This is a genomic window from Bradyrhizobium sp. LM2.9 (assembly GCF_054056555.1).
In genome coordinates, this window is the sequence record NZ_JBSRYJ010000002.1 from 4,176,510 (window position 1) to 4,197,199 (window position 20,690).

19 protein-coding genes and 3 pseudogenes are annotated in these 20,690 nt (G+C 63.5%); 2 read left to right on the top strand and 20 right to left on the bottom strand.

Features of this window, described 5'->3' with window-relative positions:
* Positions 1-105: 105 nt before the first annotated feature.
* Complete coding sequence (locus ACVWW3_RS21790; protein WP_456648697.1) at positions 106-993, bottom strand: dienelactone hydrolase family protein; 888 nt, start codon at positions 991-993, stop codon at positions 106-108.
* A 100-nt stretch (positions 994-1,093) separates the two neighbouring features.
* Positions 1,094-2,384: pseudogene (locus ACVWW3_RS21795) on the bottom strand (MFS transporter).
* A gap of 428 nt (positions 2,385-2,812) precedes the next feature.
* Between ACVWW3_RS21795 and ACVWW3_RS21800 the strand changes: the two are divergent.
* The gene (locus tag ACVWW3_RS21800; RefSeq protein ID WP_247344605.1) at positions 2,813-3,388 is read left to right on the top strand and encodes a MarR family winged helix-turn-helix transcriptional regulator; all 576 of its coding nucleotides are present in this window, start codon (positions 2,813-2,815) and stop codon (positions 3,386-3,388) included.
* A 14-nt stretch (positions 3,389-3,402) separates the two neighbouring features.
* Here the strand turns inward: ACVWW3_RS21800 and ACVWW3_RS21805 are convergent, their stop codons facing one another.
* Complete coding sequence (locus tag ACVWW3_RS21805; RefSeq protein ID WP_456648695.1) at positions 3,403-4,341, bottom strand: hypothetical protein; 939 nt, start codon at positions 4,339-4,341, stop codon at positions 3,403-3,405.
* An 816-nt stretch (positions 4,342-5,157) separates the two neighbouring features.
* On the opposite strand from ACVWW3_RS21805, the gene ACVWW3_RS21810 reads away from it, so the two are divergent.
* A complete protein-coding gene (locus ACVWW3_RS21810; RefSeq protein WP_456672108.1) occupies positions 5,158-5,928 on the top strand; it encodes a response regulator transcription factor in 771 nt (256 codons plus the stop codon).
* A gap of 127 nt (positions 5,929-6,055) precedes the next feature.
* On the opposite strand, the gene ACVWW3_RS21815 is transcribed toward ACVWW3_RS21810, so the two are convergent.
* From ACVWW3_RS21815 to ACVWW3_RS21895, 17 genes and pseudogenes are all read right to left on the bottom strand, one after another.
* A complete protein-coding gene (locus ACVWW3_RS21815) occupies positions 6,056-6,514 on the bottom strand; it encodes a hypothetical protein (RefSeq protein WP_354050126.1) in 459 nt (152 codons plus the stop codon).
* Complete coding sequence (locus ACVWW3_RS21820) at positions 6,511-7,023, bottom strand: flagellar biosynthesis protein FlgN (RefSeq protein WP_456648694.1); 513 nt, start codon at positions 7,021-7,023, stop codon at positions 6,511-6,513. Before ACVWW3_RS21820 ends, ACVWW3_RS21815 begins: the two co-directional genes overlap by 4 nt.
* Positions 7,024-7,065: 42 nt before the next feature.
* Positions 7,066-7,545, bottom strand: a complete 480-nt coding sequence (locus ACVWW3_RS21825) for a rod-binding protein (protein ID WP_456649773.1) — start codon at positions 7,543-7,545, stop codon at positions 7,066-7,068.
* The gene (locus tag ACVWW3_RS21830) at positions 7,542-7,961 is read right to left on the bottom strand and encodes a hypothetical protein (RefSeq protein ID WP_456648693.1); all 420 of its coding nucleotides are present in this window, start codon (positions 7,959-7,961) and stop codon (positions 7,542-7,544) included. Before ACVWW3_RS21830 ends, ACVWW3_RS21825 begins: the two co-directional genes overlap by 4 nt.
* Before the next feature lie 6 nt (positions 7,962-7,967).
* Positions 7,968-8,720 (bottom strand): flagellar biosynthesis protein FliR, encoded by a 753-nt coding sequence (fliR, locus tag ACVWW3_RS21835; protein WP_247444798.1) that lies wholly within the window; start codon positions 8,718-8,720, stop codon positions 7,968-7,970.
* Positions 8,717-10,796: pseudogene (flhA, locus tag ACVWW3_RS21840) on the bottom strand (flagellar biosynthesis protein FlhA). The gene fliR and the pseudogene flhA overlap by 4 nt, the downstream one beginning before the upstream one ends.
* Positions 10,797-10,892: 96 nt before the next feature.
* On the bottom strand, positions 10,893-11,159 hold the full coding sequence (fliQ, locus tag ACVWW3_RS21845) for a flagellar biosynthesis protein FliQ (RefSeq protein WP_106945789.1): 267 nt from the start codon (positions 11,157-11,159) through the stop codon (positions 10,893-10,895).
* Positions 11,156-11,575 (bottom strand): flagellar hook assembly protein FlgD, encoded by a 420-nt coding sequence (flgD, locus tag ACVWW3_RS21850; protein WP_456648692.1) that lies wholly within the window; start codon positions 11,573-11,575, stop codon positions 11,156-11,158. Before flgD ends, fliQ begins: the two co-directional genes overlap by 4 nt.
* Before the next feature lie 14 nt (positions 11,576-11,589).
* Positions 11,590-12,000, bottom strand: a complete 411-nt coding sequence (gene flbT / locus ACVWW3_RS21855; RefSeq protein WP_354105722.1) for a flagellar biosynthesis repressor FlbT — start codon at positions 11,998-12,000, stop codon at positions 11,590-11,592.
* On the bottom strand, positions 12,000-12,344 hold the full coding sequence (gene flaF, locus ACVWW3_RS21860; RefSeq protein WP_247444795.1) for a flagellar biosynthesis regulator FlaF: 345 nt from the start codon (positions 12,342-12,344) through the stop codon (positions 12,000-12,002). The genes flbT and flaF overlap by 1 nt, the downstream gene beginning before the upstream one ends.
* A 46-nt stretch (positions 12,345-12,390) precedes the next feature.
* On the bottom strand, positions 12,391-13,437 hold the full coding sequence (locus ACVWW3_RS21865) for a flagellar hook-associated family protein (RefSeq protein ID WP_354105721.1): 1,047 nt from the start codon (positions 13,435-13,437) through the stop codon (positions 12,391-12,393).
* Between the two features lie 3 nt (positions 13,438-13,440).
* Positions 13,441-14,916 (bottom strand): flagellar hook-associated protein FlgK, encoded by a 1,476-nt coding sequence (gene flgK, locus ACVWW3_RS21870; protein WP_354050113.1) that lies wholly within the window; start codon positions 14,914-14,916, stop codon positions 13,441-13,443.
* Between the two features lie 34 nt (positions 14,917-14,950).
* Positions 14,951-16,177 carry a flagellar hook protein FlgE gene (locus tag ACVWW3_RS21875; RefSeq protein WP_456648691.1) on the bottom strand — a complete coding sequence of 409 codons (1,227 nt, stop codon included), beginning with the start codon at positions 16,175-16,177 and terminating at the stop codon, positions 14,951-14,953.
* A 96-nt stretch (positions 16,178-16,273) separates the two neighbouring features.
* Entirely contained in the window at positions 16,274-16,855 is a 582-nt protein-coding gene (locus ACVWW3_RS21880) for a transglycosylase SLT domain-containing protein (protein WP_456648690.1), read from the bottom strand.
* Positions 16,806-18,170: a flagellar hook-length control protein FliK gene (locus ACVWW3_RS21885; RefSeq protein ID WP_456672109.1), complete on the bottom strand. Its 1,365-nt coding sequence runs from the start codon at positions 18,168-18,170 to the stop codon at positions 16,806-16,808. Before ACVWW3_RS21885 ends, ACVWW3_RS21880 begins: the two co-directional genes overlap by 50 nt.
* Positions 18,167-19,364 (bottom strand): annotated as a pseudogene (locus tag ACVWW3_RS21890) (chemotaxis protein). The gene ACVWW3_RS21885 and the pseudogene ACVWW3_RS21890 overlap by 4 nt, the downstream one beginning before the upstream one ends.
* Positions 19,361-20,686 (bottom strand): MotB family protein, encoded by a 1,326-nt coding sequence (locus ACVWW3_RS21895; protein WP_456672110.1) that lies wholly within the window; start codon positions 20,684-20,686, stop codon positions 19,361-19,363. Before ACVWW3_RS21895 ends, ACVWW3_RS21890 begins: the two are co-directional and overlap by 4 nt.
* Positions 20,687-20,690: the final 4 nt, after the last annotated feature.

Below are 20,690 nucleotides of genomic sequence, written 5' to 3' on the forward strand. Positions count from 1 at the left end.
ACGCCGCATTGGAAAGAGGGCGGCCGATTGGATCGCCCTCATGGATCGTTTGAGCATGATCTTGTCGGAAAACCGCTACACGCTTTTCCGGATCATGCTGCGAAGTCAGCTCAGAACGCCGTATTTCTTGAACCAGGCCTGCGCCTGCTTCCAGGCATCTTCCGCGGCGTCCTTGCGGTAGCTGCCGCGGTAGTCGGCATGGAAGCCGTGCGGCGCTTCCGGATAGATCTTGAATTCGGCCGTCTTCTTGTTCTGCTCGAGCGCAGCCTTCATCTGCTCGACCTGGGTGACGGGAATGCCGGTATCGGCGCCGCCATAGAGGCCGAGCACCGGCGCCTTCATCTCGGGCGCCAGCTGCATCGGGCTTTTCGGCCACAGCGGATTGGGAGCATCGACCGGCGGACCGTAGAAGGCGACACCAGCCTTGAGCGTGCCGTTGTGGGCGGCATATTCCCAGACGGTGCGTCCACCGCGGCAAAAGCCGATGATGCCGAGCTTCGCGGTGTCGCCGCCTTGCGATCCCGCCCACGCCACCGTCGCATCGAGATCGGACAGCAGCTCCGCGTCCGGCTTGGCATTGACGATCGGCAGCAGGTCCTTGATCTCGGCGATCTTGGTCAGATCGGTACCCTTGCGGAAGTAATAGTCAGGCGCGACTGCGAACGCGCCGAGCTTGGCGAGGCGCCGCGTCACGTCCTTGATGTATTCGTGCAAGCCGAAGATCTCCATCGCCACGATGATCACCGGCGCCTTTGTGTTGCCGGCCGGGCGGGCGAAATAGGCAGGCATCTCTGCGGAGCCGACCTTGATCTTGGCGTCGCCGGCCTGGAGACCGCTGGTGTCTGTCGTGATCGCCTCGGCGCGTACGGGCCCGGCCGCAAGCGTGTAGCCGGCGGCAACCGCCGCGGTGGCGCTCATGAATCCGCGCCGCGAGACCGGGGCGGCCTTGGTCAGCCCGACGACGTCGGATGTCATGGTGGTTTCAATGCTCATCGGCTCATCCCTTCCTGATACCTGGCCCTGATCCCCAAGCGACGCATTCGCCGATAATTGCCGACGAAACGCAAATCACCAGCCTGCGAGCACGCCGCTTTCAGGCCTTGCCCTGACGCTGCTTCCCCGGGGCAGTCTCGGGCATCAGACTCATCGCAACAAGTCCAACGATTGCCGCAAGCAGCAGGTACCAGGCCGGCGCCAGCGGATTGCCGGTGAGGTGGAGGAGCCAGGTGACCACGAGCTGCGCCGTGCCGCCGAAGCTGGCGATCGCGACCGCATAGACGGTCGCGAACACGCCGCCGCGAATGTTCTGGGGCAGCGCCTCGACGAAGGTCGCGTAGAACGCAGTGAATGGCAGCGACCCGATGACCGACAGGACACCGAAACCGGCCAGGAGCGACAACGCGCCCGGCGCATGGACGATCCACAGGAAGGTCGGGTAGGTCAGCAGCAGCGTTGCGAGCTGCTGGCCAGATCATCACCGGCTTGCGACCAAGACGATCTGCCAGCCAGCCCCCGACCAGTGCGCCGACAAACTGAATGCCGTTGCTGACCAGCGACACGGCGAAAGCCAGTGTGGACGACACATGCAACGTGTTCTGCGCATAGGTCGTCATGTACTGGGTGACGTAGGTCGAGATGGTGCCGCTTGCCAGGATCATCAGCGCAAGTCCGATGATGCCAAGGTGGCGCCTCGCCTGCGAAAAATGACTGACGTGTTCGATGGTGCGGGCACCGGCTTTGGCCTGCGGGATCGTCTCGGGCAGCGTCCGGCGCATCCAGAACCCGAACGGTATGCAGACCGCCCCGATCAGAAACGCCACCCGCCAGCCATAGGCGTCGAGCATTTCCGGCGCCATCGTCCGGCTCAGGATGACGCCGACGAGCGCGCCCGCGGTCGCGGCGATCTCCTGGCTCGCCGGCTGCCATGCCACCACCAGCGCCCGATGCTCGGGCGGGGCAATCTCGATCAGATAGGCGGTGGTCGGCCCAACCTCGCCGCCGAGGGCAAAGCCTTGCGTCATACGCGCCGCGATCACGATGATGGGCGCGGCAAGGCCGATCGCTTGATAGGACGGCGTGAGCGCGATGGTCAGGATCGATAGCCCCATGAGCGCGAAGCTCAGCAGCATGGCGGGGCGCCGGCCGATGCGGTCGGAATAGATCCCGAGCACGATTCCGCCGATCGGCCGCGTCACGAAGCCGGCGCCGAAGGTCGCCAGCGACAACATCAGGCTGCCGTACTCGCTTCCCGTCGGGAAGAAGGTATGGCCGATCTGGATGGCGAAGAAGCTGTAGGTGATGAAGTCGTAGAATTCGAGCATGTTGCCGACGGTGGCGGCCAATGCTGCGCGCTTGACGTTGAACGGCTTCGCTTGCTCGATCACAGACGACACTCTGGCGTTCGCGGGCTCGATCGTATTTGGGATTTAACCGCCTGCCTGCATTGCGACGCAACATCCGTTAACCGAAAACGGTGGTTCTCTCGCTTCCACTTTCGCTGCCGCGAGTTGCAGCGCAACTGCCTGCTCGCGCAATTCGAACCGCGTCGCCGCAACAAATGGGCTCTGCTGTGGTCGCAAGGGCACATCATGTTGCTCCCCGTCGTACGCTATCGGGATTTTGCAGGCGAATCGCAGTTTATTTGACTGAAATTTTCAGAACAGTTGAGTCGGGCGATTTACTCGAACTTTCTTCGTGACGCTCTAGTTCCACCGCCGGAAGTTCCGTCTCTCTCGGGAGCTTCATTATCAGCCACCCGGATTGCGCTGCCAGAAGCTCAATTGAATAAAGATTTATCCGACCTGGAATTGAAATGCATTTGGCTCGCGAAGCGATCGAATTATTGGGACAGATGGCCCGTATCCTGTGGTTCGAAGGCGCCAAGCATGGCCTGCGCGACCGCGAATGGATGGCGCTGCGTTTCCTCTCCCGCGCCAACCGGTTTTCCCGGACGCCCTCGGCGCTCGCGAGTTACGTTGGCACCACGCGCGGCACCGCCTCTTTCGTCATCGGCGAGCTCGAGCGGCTGGGCTACATCGAGCGCAAGCGCTCCGCCACGGACAAGCGCTCTGTGTTGCTGAGCGTGACGCAGCAGGGCAAGAAATTTCTCGTGCGCGACCCCATCAGCGTTCTGCTCGAGCCGATTGCCATTCTCGACGACGATGCCAAGACTCGCTTTCGCGACACGCTCCGGCATGTGCTCGATCAGGCCGATGCGGCCGAACAGCGGCACCATACCGACGTCTGCAAGCGCTGCATCTTCCTGCGCGAAGATCGCACCACGGACAGCAAGACGGCGGCCGAGTTCAGCTGCCGCCTGTTTCGCGCGCCGATCGCGGAGGCGGAGGTCGACCTGCTATGCACCAGCTTCGAGCACCACCGCCAATAGAAGGCGGCCCTCGATCAGGGCGTTGCCTTGCGTGACGAATAGATGACGCCCCCGCTGGACTCCACCACCAGACGTCCGTTCTCGTTTTTGATCTCCTCGATACGGCCAAGGCCCGGCACCTGCTGTCCCAGCACGGCCTCGACGACGCCGTTCGGGCCTTGCAGGATCGCAATCCCTTCATAGGCCTGGCGGACCGACCAGCCCTTGATGGTCTTGCGCGGCGCCGACATGCGCTCAGACGGAGACACCGATCCCGTGACCTCGGGCGCCGCGACTGAAGCCATCATCGGCATTGGCTGTGTTTGTGAGGCAACGGGCGTCGGAGCCTGGGCCTGCGCCTGGGCGAGCTTGTCGAGCTTCACCGTCGAGGACGAGCTCACCCGCTCGATGCGATCCAGGTTCTCGCCAAAACGGCCGAAACGGTCATTGGTCGCCTTGCTCGATTGATCGACCGCCGTGCGCAGGCCGTCAAGATTGTCGGACACGCCCGACATCTGCTTGCGCAATTGCGCCACCGTCTCGCGCAGATTCCTGATCTCCGTATTGGCGGCGACATTGCTCTGGGCGGGCTGCGTGGTGAGATAGACGATCACGCCAGTGCAGGCGCAGACCACCACCATCGCAGCGACTGCCAATGTCGCGAGCGGCGCGACCCATGTCGGACGCGGCGGCGGCGGCTTGGCTACGATCACGGCCGGCTTGATCACGATCGGCGCAGGCTTGTGTATCGCCATCTTGTCGAGCCGCGCCTTGGCGCGAATGCGCTTCAGACCCTCGAGCGCCTCTTTCGCCAGAGTTTCATCACTCGCCGCTGCCGACACACGCCTGGTGGTCGCAGCAGGCTTGGCGGCTCCCGTCGCATTGTCCCCGGCATCGCGCGCCTCCGCAGCCGGCTTCGCCGCTGCGGAAACATTGGCGGTCGCGTTGGGGCGAGCTTGTCCATCGGACAACATGTGAGAATGCTCCGTTCGGTTCGACCTATCGAACGGTGACATTATGTGCCGAAGCTTGCCTGAAACCTGCGCATCGAAATCTTTTCATCGCGCGCGAAGCGACGCAACTGAGTCAAACGCGTCATACACGTGGCGAGAGTGCGACTCGAAAGACACACCTCCGTCAAGATTTCGCCAAGCTGGAGTCGCCTTGCCATACATGAGTCGAATTGTCGCATGCGGAAACAGGGCGACGAGAGTCAATCCCGGGTTGAAAACCTCCCGATTTGCATGTACCGCGGCATCGCCCGAAAAGGCTGTATTCATACGGGGATGCGGAACTTTAGAACTGCCAAAGTGCAAAACTAGTTTTAATTCCAAATCAACTGATGCGATTGTACATACAAAGAAACAACTCGAAACAAAGCAACAGTATCAAGCACGCGTAGCAACCGCTTTGTTGCGCACGCTTGATCGGGAATCGGCAATTGTTACGGTCCTGCTCAAGTGATTCTCGCCAGTTAGCGAGGAGAACGATACAGTACAGTAGCGTTCGGACGCGATAAGCACTTGGCGCAACTGTTCTAGGTCGCTTTCTCAATCCGCTCCGCGAGGTGATCCGTAAGACACCCGCCGGGCCTCACGCAGTAGGCGTTCAGTATCGAGTCGAAGTAGCAGGCCTGCGAGACGCAGGCACTGAATGCGTAGGGCTGCCCGCGAATATGAAACCATAATAACGGTTCGCGGGAAGGAATGTCGTCAAACAGCACCGCTGCCGAGCCGGGCATCACAACAACGAACCGGCCGCAGCAAGTGCGAAACAGGGGCGAAAGACTGATGTATATTATCGTTGATGATCGCGAGAGCGTCACGAACAGCTATGTCGGAGGGCTCGTTCGCGAAGGTGTATCGTCGATCGGCTTCTCCTCCGGAGAATTCTGGGACTGGCTGCAATCTGCGAGTGAATCGGATTTGGCTGCGGTGGACGCCTTCCTCCTCGGGGATTGCGACGCTCGCGGAAGCCTGCCGCGGGCGATGCGCAAGCGCTCCTCGGCTCCCATCATCGCCATGAGCGGCCAGAAGATGCTCAAGAACACGCTGGAGCTGTTCGAATCGGGCGTCGATGACGTCGTGCACGTGCCGATTCATCTCCGCGAAATCCTCGCTCGAACGGCCGCGATCGCGCGCCGCCGGGTCGGGGAACTGCCGAGGCCCTGCGAGACCAGGATCCAGGTCTTTTTCAACGGACGTGACCCCGAGATCGCGGGCCACGCCCTCACCCTGCCCCGACGCGAACTGCGCATCCTCGAATATATGGTCAGCAACCACGGCAAGTGGGTCACCAAGACGCAGATCTTCAACGCGGTCTACGGCATCTTCGAGGCGACCTTCGACGAGAGCGTGATCGAGAGCCACGTCAGCAAGCTGCGCAAGAAACTTCGCGACCGCCTCGGCTTCGATGCGATCGTGGCCAGGCGCTACGTCGGATACCGTCTCGACATCCCGGCAGGGGAGACCATCGACGTGCCGATGCAGGAACTCGACGAGCTCGGCATCCTCCTGAACAGGGCGCATGCCGCCCCGGCGGCGTATCCGGCCGGAAACTGATACGGCAGGGCGCTGCCGCGAAACCGACAACGGCCTCTGCGAACCAATTTCGCAGAGGCCGTTGTACTTTCAGCGGCGGAAACGCGGGAACAGATGCCTAGCTTCGCGACGCGAGGCGCCGCGACACCTAGGGCTTCTGCTGGAATTCTTCCTTCGACACGTAGTTGAAGTCCTCGACCAGGACATCCTGGACGACTTCGGCCTGCATCCGCTCATTGACGCGCTGCTTGATGGCCGTCGTGAGGATGGAGAGGTCGTAACGGGCGAGTTTCCTGAAATCGAGGCGGTCGTCGGCATAGATCCTGCGGAAGGCTTCGTCCACGACGAACGGCTCGGGCGGAACGTTGAGCTGGTGCATGGTCCGCGCCTCCACGGTGTAGACGAAGCGCGCGACGATGTAGCCCTGCACGTTGCCACCCTCGACCATGGGCACGCTCAGCGCCCGCGTCTTCTGATACTGCAGCCCGTCGAGATATTCGTCCTTCGCCGGCAACAGGGTGCCGTTTTCCTTCCAATACGCGACGGCATAGCTCGTGCCCGCGGTGAGGATGCATACCCAGAGCCCGGCCAGCACCAGTCTGATCATCTTCCGTCCTGTGCTGCTCGACCGGTATAGGTGCCGTCCGACTCGGCGTCCCTGATGGCCTTGACGATGATGGTCGCGACCTCGCGTACCGCGTCGTAGTGCATTTCGAGGAGAGAACGGTTTCGCTCAAGTTTCTCGCGCAACCGCTGGATCTCCTCGGTGATCTCGACCTCGCCGCCGAGATGCATTCGCGCCCGCATCAGGCGGACGAATTCCAGCATGCTCCGACTCTTCCGGGCGCTGAACTCGTCGAAATCGATCTTCTTGCCCGTACCGAGCGCGACCGTCTCTTCCTCGACGATGCTTTCGAGCCGGCGGATCGCAGCCAGCAGGCCCCGCACCTCATCGGACCTCGCTGTATCCGCGCCTTCGTTCGCCACCTCGCCACCGACATTCGAGAGCAGCACGGGCAACAGCGCTTCACCGGGCGCGGCTGCCGTCGTCATCGCCTCGGTGTCCACGACCGGCTGCTCCATCACCAGGGCCGCCGCGCCTTCATGTGCCTGCATAGGAAATTCACCCTTCAACTTCTGTCACCCATTCCCGGATCGTCATCCGGCCTTGCCCGTAACGTCCGGCCCGGCCGGATGCGCGGCGGCGAGCTGCTTGGCAATGCCAATGCCCTTGCCCTTTGCCAGCTGAACACCAAGTTGCTCCGCCAGCATCGACTTCCAGACGCCGCCGGCCGTACCCTTGCCAAAGACCTCCTCCGACTCCTTCGGCAACATCGTCTCGACGAAGGTCTGGAGGATGAAAGCCTCGAACTTCCGGTACACCTCGCCGGATGCCGGCGCCTTGATCACCTGCACCGGCGCCCCGTTCACCGCACCCGACGGCCCTTCCGAAACCTTCGACGCGGATTGTTCTGCGGCGGCCGCCTTCGCCTTGCCGGCCTCCGCGTCCATCGTGACGGTGAAATCCGCGTCCGATGATTTCAGCGCATCGAGCTTGGCGGTCGCCGCGCGCTGCGCTACCGGGTCGGCGGCATCGAGGACGTCGAGGACGAGGTCGGGTGTCGCTGTCACGATCATGTCTTGTTCCGGTTGGCTGGCCGTGGCGTCCACTCGCGCACGGTGAGACTTGTTCCCGTCATCTCTTCGAGCGATTTCTTCTCGGCGTCGCGAAGCTTGTCCGCGAGCGCCGCCTTGGCGACCTGCTCGAACTGCTTCACACGGCGGCTCTCCGCGCGAACCTGGTCGAGCTGCTGCGAGGCCTGCGCCTGAATCGCGCGCGTGCCGACGCTGGTCCTGGTCAGGCGCCGCGCGATCGATTCGCTCGATGATCCCGCCGGCGGCTTGCCATCGTTCAGGGCTCCGACCAGCCATTCCTGCTCGTCCTGCAAGCTGCGCTCCTGCTGCCGCAGATGCGCGAGCTGCCACTCGGACAGCCGGAGCTGGAGCTTCACGAGCGAGACCAACCGGCCGAGCTTGTCCGCGCGCGAGGTCATGACCGATCACTCCGCCAGCCATGACGAGACGCCGAGCATGAATTGCGTCAAGAGCTCGTCGCTGGTGAGGTAGAGCAGCAGGAAGCCGCCGAACAGCACGAACGGCACCGAGATGAAATAGACCGGAATCGCCGGCGTCAGCTTGTTGACCAGGCCGACCGCCAGGTTGACGATGACCGAATAGACGATGAAAGGGCTGGTGATCCGCAGCGTCAGGACGAATGCTTCCGACAGCCGGCCGACGAGCAGCTCCAGCGCCATGCCGCCGCCGAACTTATCGCCGGGATGCCAGACGTCGTAGGAGTTCATCAACCCGCGCAGGACCTGCCAGTGCTGGTCGGTTATGAAGAACAGCGTGGTGACGGCCGTCATGATCAGCGGCACCAGAGCCGGCGCCGGATCAGTGTCGCCGATCGGCGTCCCCGGGATGTTGCTCAGCCCGATGGCACTCGCCATCACAGTGGCCATGGTCTGGAGTGCGAGGAAGAACACGCGGCCGCCGAGCCCGATGACGCTGCCGACCACGAGCTCGGAGCAGATCAGCAGCGCGAGCGTCAGCGGTGCCGCGTTGTCCGTGAGAGGTTTCAGGACAGCGACCAGGATCGGCGTCAGCGCAAACGTCGTGACGAGCGCGACGAACAAGCGGACCTGGGCCGGGACGTTGACGCTGGAATAGCCCGGCACCAGCATCAGGCAGGCACCGATGCGGCAGAACACGATGAACGTCACCAGCACGCTGTCGGCAAGGCCGCTGATCACGATATGGCTCCGAGTGCTCTGATCTCGGTGCTGCGCGCGACTTCGACATGCGACAGAATCGGCAGAGTCGGAAATACCCGTTCCAGGATCATCCGGACGTAGGGACGGGCTTCGGGGGTCACCGCCAGCACGACGCTGGTGCCGTTCTCGGTGAACTTGCGGATCGCGGCGCTGGCTTCGGTCGCAAACTGCTCGATCAGGCGCGGGTCGGCGTCGAATTCGACGACGTCGCCCTTGGCGTCGCGCTTCAGGCTCTGGTGGAACGCCAGGTCCCAACGGTTGCCGAGACGGACCACGTTGAGCACGCCGTTGTCGGACAGGTCGCCGCAAATCTGCTGCGCCAGGCGCGTACGCACATGCTCCGCCACCTGCTCGGAGCGCCGCACATGGGGCGCGATCTCGGCGATGGCCTCCAGGATCAGATGGAGGTTGCGTATCGACACGCGCTCGGCCAGCAGGATCTTCAGGATTGCCAGCAGTCCCGAGTACGATATCTGCGACGGGCAAAGATCCTCGACCAGGCGCTTGTATTCGGGATCGAGCCGGTCGAGCAGGCCGCGCATGTCCTTGTAGGACAGGAGCTGGGCGAGGTTGGCCCTGATCACTTCGCTCAGATGCGTGAGCAGCACCGACAGATTGTCGACCGGCTTGCAGCCCTGACGCTTGACCTCGTCGGTGAAAGCGTCCGTCACCCACAGCGCTTTCATGCCGAAGGCCGGCTCGATCACCTCTTCGCCGGGCACGTCGGGCTTGCCGTCCTTCGACGAGCACCAGCACCTCGCCGAGCCTGAGCTCGCCCTGGGAGACGCGGGTGTCGTGGATCCGGATCTGATATCCCTTGGGATCGATCGACAGATTGTCGGTGAGCTTGATCTCGGGAACGACGAAGCCGTACTGCTTGGCGAACTTCTTGCGGATCTTAGCCACACGGTGTGCGAGCTCGGTACGCGAGCCCAGCAGATGGACCGACAGGTGGCCGCCGAGCGCCAGCTCGATCTCCGCGGTCTTGAGCGATTCCTTGACCGATTCCTTGGCCTCGACCTGGGCGCGTTCGTCGGCTTTGCGCGCATCGTCCTTCTGCTTCAGGGCCGCCTGCCGCCTCGGCAGCGAGTATCCGACGAAGGCCATGGCGCCGCCGAGCAGCAAGAAGGGCGCCATCGGCAACCCCGGCATCAAGGCAAGCACGAACATCATCAGCGCGGCGGCCGACACCGCGCGCGGATAGCCGCCGAGCTGGCGCAACACTGCCTGCTCCGCCGACCCCCTGGTGCCGCCCTTGGAGACCAGCAGGCCCGCCGATAGCGACACGATCAGGGCCGGCATCTGCGTTACCAGACCGTCGCCCACGGAGAGCTTGGTGTAGACGTCGGCGGCACGCGACAGCGTGAGTCCGTGATGGGTCACGCCGATGATGATGCCGCCGAAAATGTTGATCGCGGTGATGATCAGGCCGGCGATGGCGTCGCCGCGGACGAATTTCGAGGCACCGTCCATGGCGCCGAAGAACGCGCTCTCCTCTTCCAGCTCGCGGCGCCGGCGCTGGGCTTCCTTGTCGTCGATCAGCCCTGCGGATAGGTCCGCGTCGATCGCCATCTGCTTGCCGGGGATGGCGTCCAGGGTGAAGCGGGCGCCGACTTCGGCGATACGCGTCGCGCCCTTGGTGATCACGACGAAGTTTACCGTGACCAGAATCGCGAAGATGATCAGGCCGATGACGAAGTCGCCGCCCATGACGAACTTCGAGAAGCCGGCAACGACGTGGCCCGCGGCGTTTTCCCCCTCCCCGCCGCGCGACAGGATCAGACGAGTCGTCGCGACGTTCAGCGCCAGCCGCAGGATCGTGGCGATCAGCAGCACGGTCGGGAAAGCCGAAAAATCGAGCGGCCGCTGGATCCACAGCGCGACCATCAGGATCAGCGCCGACAGTGCGATCGAGAAGGCGAGGCCCAGATCGATCAGGATCGGCGGGATAGGCAGGAACAGGATCGTGAGCATGGCCACGATGCCGCCTGCGAAAAAGGCGTCGGCGCCCAATCGTCGCGGGGTCGGCAGGCTGGCAGCTAACGTATCGGACATAGGTCACCGGCAGAGAATCCGGCCCTTAATCTGCCGTGCAAAGCTTACGCGGGGGTGGTGGCAGGAGGTGGCCAGCGGTGCCCGAGCCAGCCCGGATCAGAAGCCGCGCTCGATATGCGAATAGACCATCTCGGTGAAGGTGGAGAGATGAGCTCCGATGAAGGAGCCGGAAACGGCAACGACCAAGAGAATGACGATGATCTTCGGAACGAAGGTCAGCGTCACCTCCTGGATCTGGGTCAGAGCCTGGATCAGCGCAATGAGGGTGCCGACCAGCATCGCGGCGCCAACGGCAGGCCCGGAGGCGACGATGATGGTCCAGATCGCCGCCTGGACGATGTCGAGAGCGTCCCGTTCGTTCATGACTGGCTGATCGTGAGACCCGGGCCGACCGCGACTTTCGTGCCGTCCTGAAGCGTCGCGACGGAGCCGTCGGTGTTGATGGAAATCGAAGCGACCTTGCCGCTGAAAGTCGCTCCGGTCGAGTCCGTGAAGCTTACGGTCTTTCCGATCAGCCCGTCTGCCTGCGACAGCGATTGCGAAGACAGCAGAGAGTCGAGCTTGGTATTGGTCTGCATCGCCTGCTCGACCGACGAGAGCTGCGCAAACTGGCTCATATATTGCGAGGTATCCATCGGATTGGTCGGATCCTGGTTCTTCATCTCTGCGATGAGGAGCTGAAGGAACGTGTTGTAGTCGACGCCGGTGCTCGACGTCGACGTGGTTGAGCTGGTCGAACTGGACTTGCTGGTGCTATCGGTCGCGCTGGTGACGTTCATGTGACTCTCCGCTGTCAGGCAGCCTCGAATGGGGAATCGATCGTGGCGCCGGCCAGGATGGCCTGCTCCACCGGAAACAGCGCCCGGATCCGCTTGAGCGCCTCGAAGTAACGGGTTGCTCCGACCAGTTCGTCGACCGCGCCAAGTCCGAGCAGCATCTCGTGGCTCTCGCACACCGCGATCAGGGCTGCGTGATGCTGCCCGTAAAGCGCCGAAGCATCCCGGACGTCGGTCGGATTCATCAGCATCAGCTGGACGATGAAATAGAGCTGCCGCAGCGCCGTGGTGGCCTCGGAGGCCTGCATGATCTGCCCTTCGAGCAGGAACATCACGTCGTTGACAAGCTCGACGGAGACCTTGCGGTCCACACGCAGCACCGCGCCGTTGATGTAGACCCGTTCGCCCGCCCGCAAGGATATCTTCATCAAAGAGCGTCTCGGATCAAGCGGTTGATTTCGATGAGCTGCATCACGTCGTTCGACCTCTCTTCGCGAAGGCGGTCGGCTTCCTTGACGACCCACAGGCCGATGGAGATGATGTCGGCGCGCAGCTTGTCCGGAAGTCCGTTTTCCGGATGCGCGAGATCCTCGATGAAGATCGTCCACAGCCGCCGCACATAGAGCAGGCTCTCGACCAGATCCTCGATGCTGAAGCGGTCTTTCTGGATCCGCTCGAGCCGGTCGATGCCGAGGCTGAGCGCCTGCCGCTCGCGGCCCCGCGCTTCATATCCGCTCTCGTCGACGACCGCTTCATAGGCTTCAAACGTCATCAGGACAACTCTGCCTTACAAAGGAGGCTTCTCAAAAGTACTTGGCTCAGAGGTAGTTGATGAGGCTGATCTGCTGGAGCTGCGATGTCAGCGCCAGCGCTGTCTTGATCTGGGTTTGCAGCGTATTGACCCGGACCGAGGCCTCGGTCGGGTCGACCGCCTCCATCTTGACGATCTGGTTGTTGAGGATGTCCTGCTGCAGCTTCAGCCTATCGGTCGCGCCGGTGATCCGCTGCTGGACCGTGCCGATGTTGCCGCCGAGGGTAGCAAGGTCACTGATGGCGTTTCCGACAAGGCCGATAGCCTTGTCCACGACGACCTGGAACGTCGCTTGGTCCAGGTTCACGTTCCCGAGATCCGCCATCATGGTGTAGGCCTCGGCGAGCTTGCGGAAGCCTGGCTGATTGGCGCTGACGGAGGTATCGGCGATCTCGGTCGTGGAGATACGGCTTTGCATGACCTGGTCGGTAGCCGACGACCAGTTGGTGTCCCAGGCCGGGCTCGCGAACTCGGCATCGAAGGTGGTGTCGAGGAAGGTCTGCATCTGGGCCGGGGTGATGCTGCTCACGCTGGCCGAAGACTGGGCAAAGCCGAAAGTCGCGAGGAAATCCGCATCGACCTGGTTCTTGCTGGCCGAGCCCGCGGTGTAGGCCGTAATCGGCGTGTTCTGCGTGTTGATGCCCGAGAAAAGAGACGAACCGTTATAGGAGACGTTCAGCGCGCCAATCAGATCCTGGAGGTTGGAGGACGCGGGCGGCAGGATGATCCGCCCGCCGCCGTCGGTACTGCGGGCCGCGATCAGGTCCTTGAGGAAGTCCGTTGCGGTCGAACCAAGCTGGCTGATCCGGCTCTGCGTTATGTCCAGGCGTCCCAAGACCAGCCCGTTGGTATCGACGAGCTGATCGGCGAAGCTCAGGTCCGCTCGCAGGGTGACGTCGCTTCCCGTCGTGGCACCAAGCTCGAGGCCAACGTCGGCAAAGCGGCCGGTGGTGGCTTCCTTCGAAGCCTTGGCGAGCGCGGCCTGATTGTTGGTAACCGAGGACCTCAGCGACGAAGACAGCATCAAAGTCGAGATGTAGTTCGCGCTCATCATGACTTAATTCCCCACAGCAGCCAGCAGGCTCTGCAACATCTCGTCGACGGTGGAAATGATCTTCGACGAGGCCGAATAGGTCCGCTCGACCTGGAGCATCAGCGACATCTCGTCGTCCATGTTGACGCCGTTGACGTTGGACAGCGCCGCGGTGCTACGGTCGAGCAGCGTGTTCTGGTAGGTGACGTTGTCGTTCGCGGCCGTGCGCTGGCTTTCGATCCAGCTCGCCGAGGACGACGCGAAGTCGATCAAGCTGCCGTTCGGCTTGCCTTGCGTGGTTGCATCGAACGGCTGCGACGCATCCATGTTGCCGATGAGCTGCTGCAGCCGGGTCGAGTAGCCGGCGTTGCCGGCGGTGTTGTATTGATATGCGGCGTTGCCGCTGATCGCGCCGTCGCGCAGCAGATTGGGGTTGCCGCCCTGAACAGGGTCGACCGAAGCGGCCACACTGATCAAGCCGGCCAAGCCGACCGAGACGGTGGCGCTCGCCGGCATCGCCGGCGCACCCGGATAGGTGAACAGGCCGGGGACGTCCGGCAGCGCGGCGCCGGACTGGTCGACTTCCTTGAAGGCGTCGACCAGGCCGCGTGCGACTTCGTCAAGCTGGCTCTGATACGTGACCGTGGCGTTGTCACGCAACTCGGCGAGGCCGGCGAGCTTGCCGGACTTGAGCGGCATGACGGAATTCGCGCCGGTCACGGGTACGCCGTCGATGTAGACGGCATTGCCCGTCGTGCCAGCAGTGTAGGCGTTGGTCGGGGAAAAACTCACCGCGCGCGCCGTCTTGTCGAACAGAACGACACCGCTATCGGCATAGAGCGCCGCGTCGCCGTTGGGACGGATCGACATCGTGACGCCGAGTTCTTGCGACAGTTTCGAGACGATGCTGTCGCGCTGGTCGAGGTAGTCGGTGACGTCGTCGCCGGAGATCGTACCCTTCACGATCGCGGTGTTCACGCTCTGGAACTGGGAGAGCAACTGATTGATGTTCTGAACCGACGTATTCATGTCGGCATCCGCGCCCTCACGGACCGACTGCACGGTTTGGGTCGCCTGGTTTAGCGCCGTCGCCATGTCCTTGGCGGACGCGACCGCCGCCTGCGCCAGCGTGGTGTTGTCCGGGGCGTTGGCATATTGCTGGAGCGCCTTCTTCAGCGCATTGAGCTGCGCCGTCGGCGACTGGTCGAGCTCCGGATCGTCGACCGTCGAGGCCGCGATCTTCTGGAGACCGTCATAGATCGCGCTCTGCTTGGTAGACGACGAAGTCGCGGTCAGGACGTTGGTGTACAAGCCGCTGCTGGCGGCGCGCTGGATCGCCGCGACGTAGACGCCAGCACCGGGGTGATTGTCCAGTACGGTGAGCTTGCGCGAATAGCCGGTGGCGGTGGCCCCGGCGATGTTACGCGAGATGACCGACGACTGGATGCCCGACGTCATCAGCGAGGAGCGGGCGGATTCGAGAGCGGCGGTAAGGTTCATGATCTGCTCTTGCCGGGATCGAGCGCTGAGAGACTCAGCGCTTCAGGTTGACGACGACATCCAGCAAGTCGGCGCCGGTCTGGAACGATTTCGAGTTCGCAGTGAAGCCGCGCTGCGCCTCGATCATCGCAGTCAACTCGTCCGCCAGATCGACGTTCGAGTCTTCCAGAGCGCCCGACTGGATGGTGCCGAGCCCGCCCTGACCGGCGAGGCCGACCTGCACGTTTCCGGAATCCAGGTTCGGTGAATAGACGTTGCCGACTTCGGGCGTCAGATGGTCCGGGCTCGGAACGTTCGCGAGCGCGATCTGGAAGCTCGGCAGCTCGGTGCCGTTCTTGAGCACCGCGGTGACCACGCCCTTGTCGTCGATGTTCACCTTCTCCACCGCGGACGGGGAGTTGCCGTCGACCGTCGCCTTGAAGTCGAAGCTGGAAGCGACCTGGGTCATGGCCGACAGATCCATGTTGAAGGACGAGCCGCCCGGGATGGTCACGGTGAGCGAGGTCGGGCTTGCGGCGGTGAGCTTGCCTTTGCCGGTCGCGGTGACATCGAAGGTGAAGGTATTGAGACCACCCGCGAGCGCGGTGCCGGTGGAAGAATCGTAGAGCTGGATCTGCCAGGTGTTCGCGGCGGTCTTCGCAGCATAGACGTCGACCGTCACCGCGTTGCCGATGTTGTCGTAAGTGACGACCGAGGTCTTCGACGTGTAAGCGCCGGGACCGGGCGGACCCGCGATGATCGCAGCGCTCGGATCGAGATTGGCATCGACAGTTGCCTTGGTCGAAGGCGACGCCTGGAGCGCCATCTGGTTGACGTTGATGACCTGGAGGCCGCCGAAGCCATTGGCGGCGACGGTGGGCGTCGCACCGTTCGCGATGTTGTAGCCCATCAGCTGGAAGCCGGCGGAGTTGACGAGATTGCCCGTGCTGTCGGGCACGAACGCGCCGGCGCGCGTCAGAAAATTGTTGCCGTTCGGATCCCGCACGACGAAGAAGCCGTTGCCCTGCACCGCGAGGTCCGTCGCCGAGGTCGTGAACTGGTAATTGCCGGCATCGCTGATGGCGTAGCGGACCGTGGTCTCGACCGCGCCGGAATCGTAATTGCCCGAGCCGCTCTTCAGGATCAGCGAGGAGAATTCGGTCGAAGCCCGCTTGTAGCCGGTGGTGTTGACGTTGGCGATGTTGTCCGACACCGTCGACAGCTTGTTGGACTGCGCGTTCATCCCGGAAACACCGGTGCGCATAACACCATACAGGCTCATGAATTGGGCTCCTTCGGTAGGTTGCAGTTACAATGGTGGTTGTTGCTTGCGCGGGGCTGATGGTGCGGAACGATGCACAACTTTGACGTCGTCCCTTCAGGTCGTTTTGGGCTGACAGAACGAGCGCGCCTTGTCGGTCCACGCGCCGAAGCCGCTCGAGACGAGATGAGCGACGATGTGACAGACGTAGCGCTTCTGCGCCGGCTGGTTGTTGGGGCCTGCATTGTAGCGGGCGACCGCCATGGTCCAGCTGCCCTCGCGTTGCTTCAGCTCCTTCAGGAAGCGCGCGGCGTAATCGACGTTCCTGGCAGGATCGAACATCGCCCGCACCGAGGTGAACTTGTCGCCGTGAAAGTGATGGTTGATCTGCATGCAACCGAGGTCGATCAGCTTGATCCCCTTGCTGCGCATGGATTCGAAATTCGCGATTGCGTCGTTCATGTCCTTGGCGAACACGGCCTGTCCTTCGGCGCCGAGCGCGTAAGGATAAAGCGCGCCGCGCCGCCCGGTCTCGGTGAGGCCGACGGCATAGAGAATGCCGAGCGGAATTCCGTGCTGCTGAGACGCACGCGCCATCTCGCGCTCGCAGGGGCGCGAATTGTCGGTCGCCGCGGCCGCGGCGCCGGCGTTACAGATAAACAGGGCCGCGACGAATCTGCGGCGCCACGTCCTGGTCATGACGCGTCTCCTGGTTGAACTGGCGCTCCTGTCGGGCCTGTTTCGCACCGCCGTCCGACTGTCCCGACGAATTTCTCGCGCCGTCGAACGTGCCTTGCGACTGCGACGATGGCTGTTGCTGGCCCGAGAGCTGCGGCTGCGACTGACCGGAGCCGCTCTGGAATCCATCCAACGAGCCGTGCTGGACGGGCGCAACGTCGGCCACGTAGCCCGCCGACTGCATGAGCTCGCGGATCGAGTCGCGCTGCTGGTCAAGCATCTGGCTCGTATCCTTGCGCTCGGCGGCGAGGTGGACGGACACCTCGTTCCCAACGAGACGAAGGCGCACGGTGACGTTCCCGAGAGTAGGCGGTTCGAGGTTGATGGTCAGGATCTTGAGCGGCTGGTCCGGCGCATTGGCTTGGGACGCTGCAAGATCTGGAGCTGCGGACGCCGTCGGCGCCGGAGATTCCTTCAGCTCGGCGACGACGGCATTGGCAACCTGTTGCGGAGCGTTGAACTGCGCCGGGGGCAGATGGGTCTCCTGCTGGACTACGGTGACCTTGGTCGTCTCGGGCAATGCGTCCCGCGCCGAGGCCTTGGCAGCACGCTCGACATTGGCCGCAACGGCCTCGAAGTCAGGTGCCGTTGCCTTCGGCGATGGCTCGCCGTCTTGCGTCGATGTCGCCTGGGCGGCGGCCGTCGCGTGGGGAGCCGCGGCCTGCGAGTGCGCGGCGATCGGAGCCACAGCAGATGGGCCGGGATCGGCTGTCATCGTCTTCGACATGCCCATGGCCTGAACTTCGCGCTTCGTCGTGGCAGACCGCCCGTCGCGCCCGGACGCATCGTTCTTGTCGCCCGCCGGTGCTTGCATCTGTGGCTGCACGACCGGTCCGGCGGCGATCTCCTGTCCGACGATCACCGCAATGCTCGATTGGTTCTGGACGTCGGCCTGCCCGGTATGGTCGACAGGGACATGTTTCCCGGACGATTTGTCGGTCTTCTTGTCGGAAGATTTCTCGGTGGGCCTCGCGGTGAATCCGGGGTCCTCGGCCGCCGCGGGGCCTTCGTGCACCGTGTCGTCCTTCGCCTTGTCCTTCTCACTCTGGTGCGCCAGGCGCGTCCGCAGCGTTCCGGCTTTCACGGCCGTGTCGCTGCCCTCGTCGTTGAGCGCCCGCTTCGCGAGATTTGAGACGGTGTGCAGCAGATCGTTGAACGACGTGTCCGCCTGCGCTTTCGCCCCGGCGCTCTTGCCGGCGCGAGATGTGCCCCGCATGCTGAGGCTTTCGGCGAGGCCCGAAAAGACCTGTCCGGAGGTTCCACTGAGCTTCGTCATGGACGGCGATCCCTGGTGAGAAGCTCGAGTTCGCCGAGCTGCTTCTGTGCGCGCATAAGCGTTGCGGTCGACGATGCGAGATCGATGCGCGCCGGCGTGACCGGAGGCTTGTCGGCTGCGGCGGCGGATCCGCCGGCGAATGGCTTGCGAACGTCGAGTGCGAGCTGCACCGTTGCATTGAGCAAGGGAATGTCGCGCTCGGGCAGCTTCGACCGGTCGAGCGCCTTCAACTCGGCAAGACCACCGTCATATTCGTCGGTGAGCGCCCGCGACACGCCGCGGAACAAATGCCGCCCGTTCGCGATCCGCCGAGGCATCGGCGCTGAGCGTCAGCGCGCGCTCGCCGGCAAGCCGGGTTACGGCGAGCCCTCCGCGCACCATCGCGGCGCGTGCGATCACGAGATAGAGCTTGAGCCGGCTCGCGCGGTCGATCTGCTCCAGCAAAGTGGTGATCCGCGCAAACCGGCGCTCGTCGAGCGCGAGGCTCGATTGCGTCAGGCCGGTGGAAAAGCGCTGCCAGAAGTCGCCAGCATAGACCGAGTTGCCGTAGTGGCGGATATAGGCCAGCGTCAAGAACTCGAACTTGTCGAAATCCTCGGCTTGCCCGACCAGCAGGATCTCGCGCCGCAGCGCGGCCTCCTCCACCAATGTGCCCGGCAAGAGCAGGCGCGCGTCATCCAGACGCTCGATCGCGAGCGATGCTTCGGCGCGTGCGAACAACGCGCCCTGGACCAGCGCGACCTGTCCGCCCAGGCCCGACGGGATCGTCCGCGGCTTGACGTCCTTGAGCAGCTCGCGCGCTTCGTCCTGACGGCCCTCGACATAGGCGAGTGCGCCATCGAACAGCCGTCCGTCGACGTTCAGCTTGTCGCGCGGCAGCTTGCGGACAATTTGCGGCCCGCCGCCGCTGAGCAGGTAGATGACGACGGCCTGGCCGTTCTGCGGGTTGCTCCACACGCCCGGATCGGCGGCGAGAAATTTCTCGCCGATCTGCCGGATCAACGCGATGTGGTTGCCATGCGCCGCGGTATCGCCGTTTGCGATGCCGTCCTGCACGGCCTGCAATGCGCGAACGAGTTCATATGGCTCGCCCGATGTCGATGCAGCCAGGGTCGGTGCCGGCTCGGCAAATGCGCCTGCCGCCGTGAACGGCAGCAGCATCAGCAACGCGGCGCGGAGCAGAGACCTGTTCAAGGACGCTTCTCCCGGACCAGGATCTCGATCCGGCGATTTTGCGCGGCCGCCGGATCGTTTTGGAGTTTCGGCCGTCGATCGGCATAACCCTCGACGTGCTCGATGCGCTGCGCATCGACGCCGGAGCGGACCAGCATGTAGTAGGCCATCTGCGCACGGGCCGTCGACAGCCGCCAATTGTCGTAGGTCTCCGAACGGTACGGCCGATTGTCGGTGTGGCCGCGGACGATGATCATGCCGGGACGCTTCGTCAGCAGCGGACCGATCTTGTCGATTACACGGATGAGCTCGGGCCGCGGTTCAGCCGAGCCGCGCGCGAACATGCCGAAGTTCGCGTCGTCGGTCAGGCTGATCAGCAGGCCTTCCTCGACCTGACGCACCTCAGCCACCGGTCCCGCGCCGGCCTTGACATCCGACAGCGCCTCCGCGATCGCCGACTGAAGCTGCTTGACCGTCGGTTGCTGCGTCTGAGCCGCGTCGCGCGGCTCGGATTCCTTCGTCGTATCGTTGGGACGCGACTGCGCAGCGGCGTTGGCTTGAATGCCGGCCTGGGCGCCCGGCTGGGCGCTCCCTTCGCGTGAAGACTGCGAGGGCGCCGGCCCCGGCGGCAGCAGGGGCGACAGGCTTGCGGACGATGCATCGGCGTTCGGAGCCACGCTTCCGCCCGCATCGTCCTGCTTGGCACGGCGCGCCTGCGGCTCGCCCGGGCCCGTGCCGGACGCTGTGTCGCGCGCGGACGCATTCGGCTTGGACTCGCTCTCCATGATGCGATCGGCATCCTTGGATGCCTGTGGCGCGAGCTTCCAATAACCGGGATCGAAGGGATCGCGGTAGGCGTCGCCTCCCTTGAGTCCGTCCTCTTCGGCGGATGTCAGAGCGCCGGCGCGCCGCTGGCCCGAGGCCTGGTTTGCGCTGCTGGCGATCTCGGCAAGCGTCGTATAGGGATCGCGGAACAGGACCTTCTCCTCGTAGAAGGGCGGCTTCTCGGCCGTCGGAGAGTCACCGCGACGTTCCTCGCTCGGTCCTGCCGGCTGACGCCTCCCGTCCTGGCCTTCGAGCGACGACGGCTCTTTCTTGGAGAGGTCCTTGAGGCCTTTCGGGGCAGGCGCGTTCTCGGCGAGCATGATCGGATTGAAATAGCTCGCGACCACCTGCTTCTGATCCTGGTTGAGCGCATTGATCAGCCACATGACCAGGAAGAACGCCATCATCGCGGTCATGAAGTCCGCATAGGCGATCTTCCAGACGCCGCCGTGCGGCTTCTCGTCGTCGAAGGCGCTCCGCCGGCGGATGATGACGAGCTCTGATTTGACCTCATTCATGACG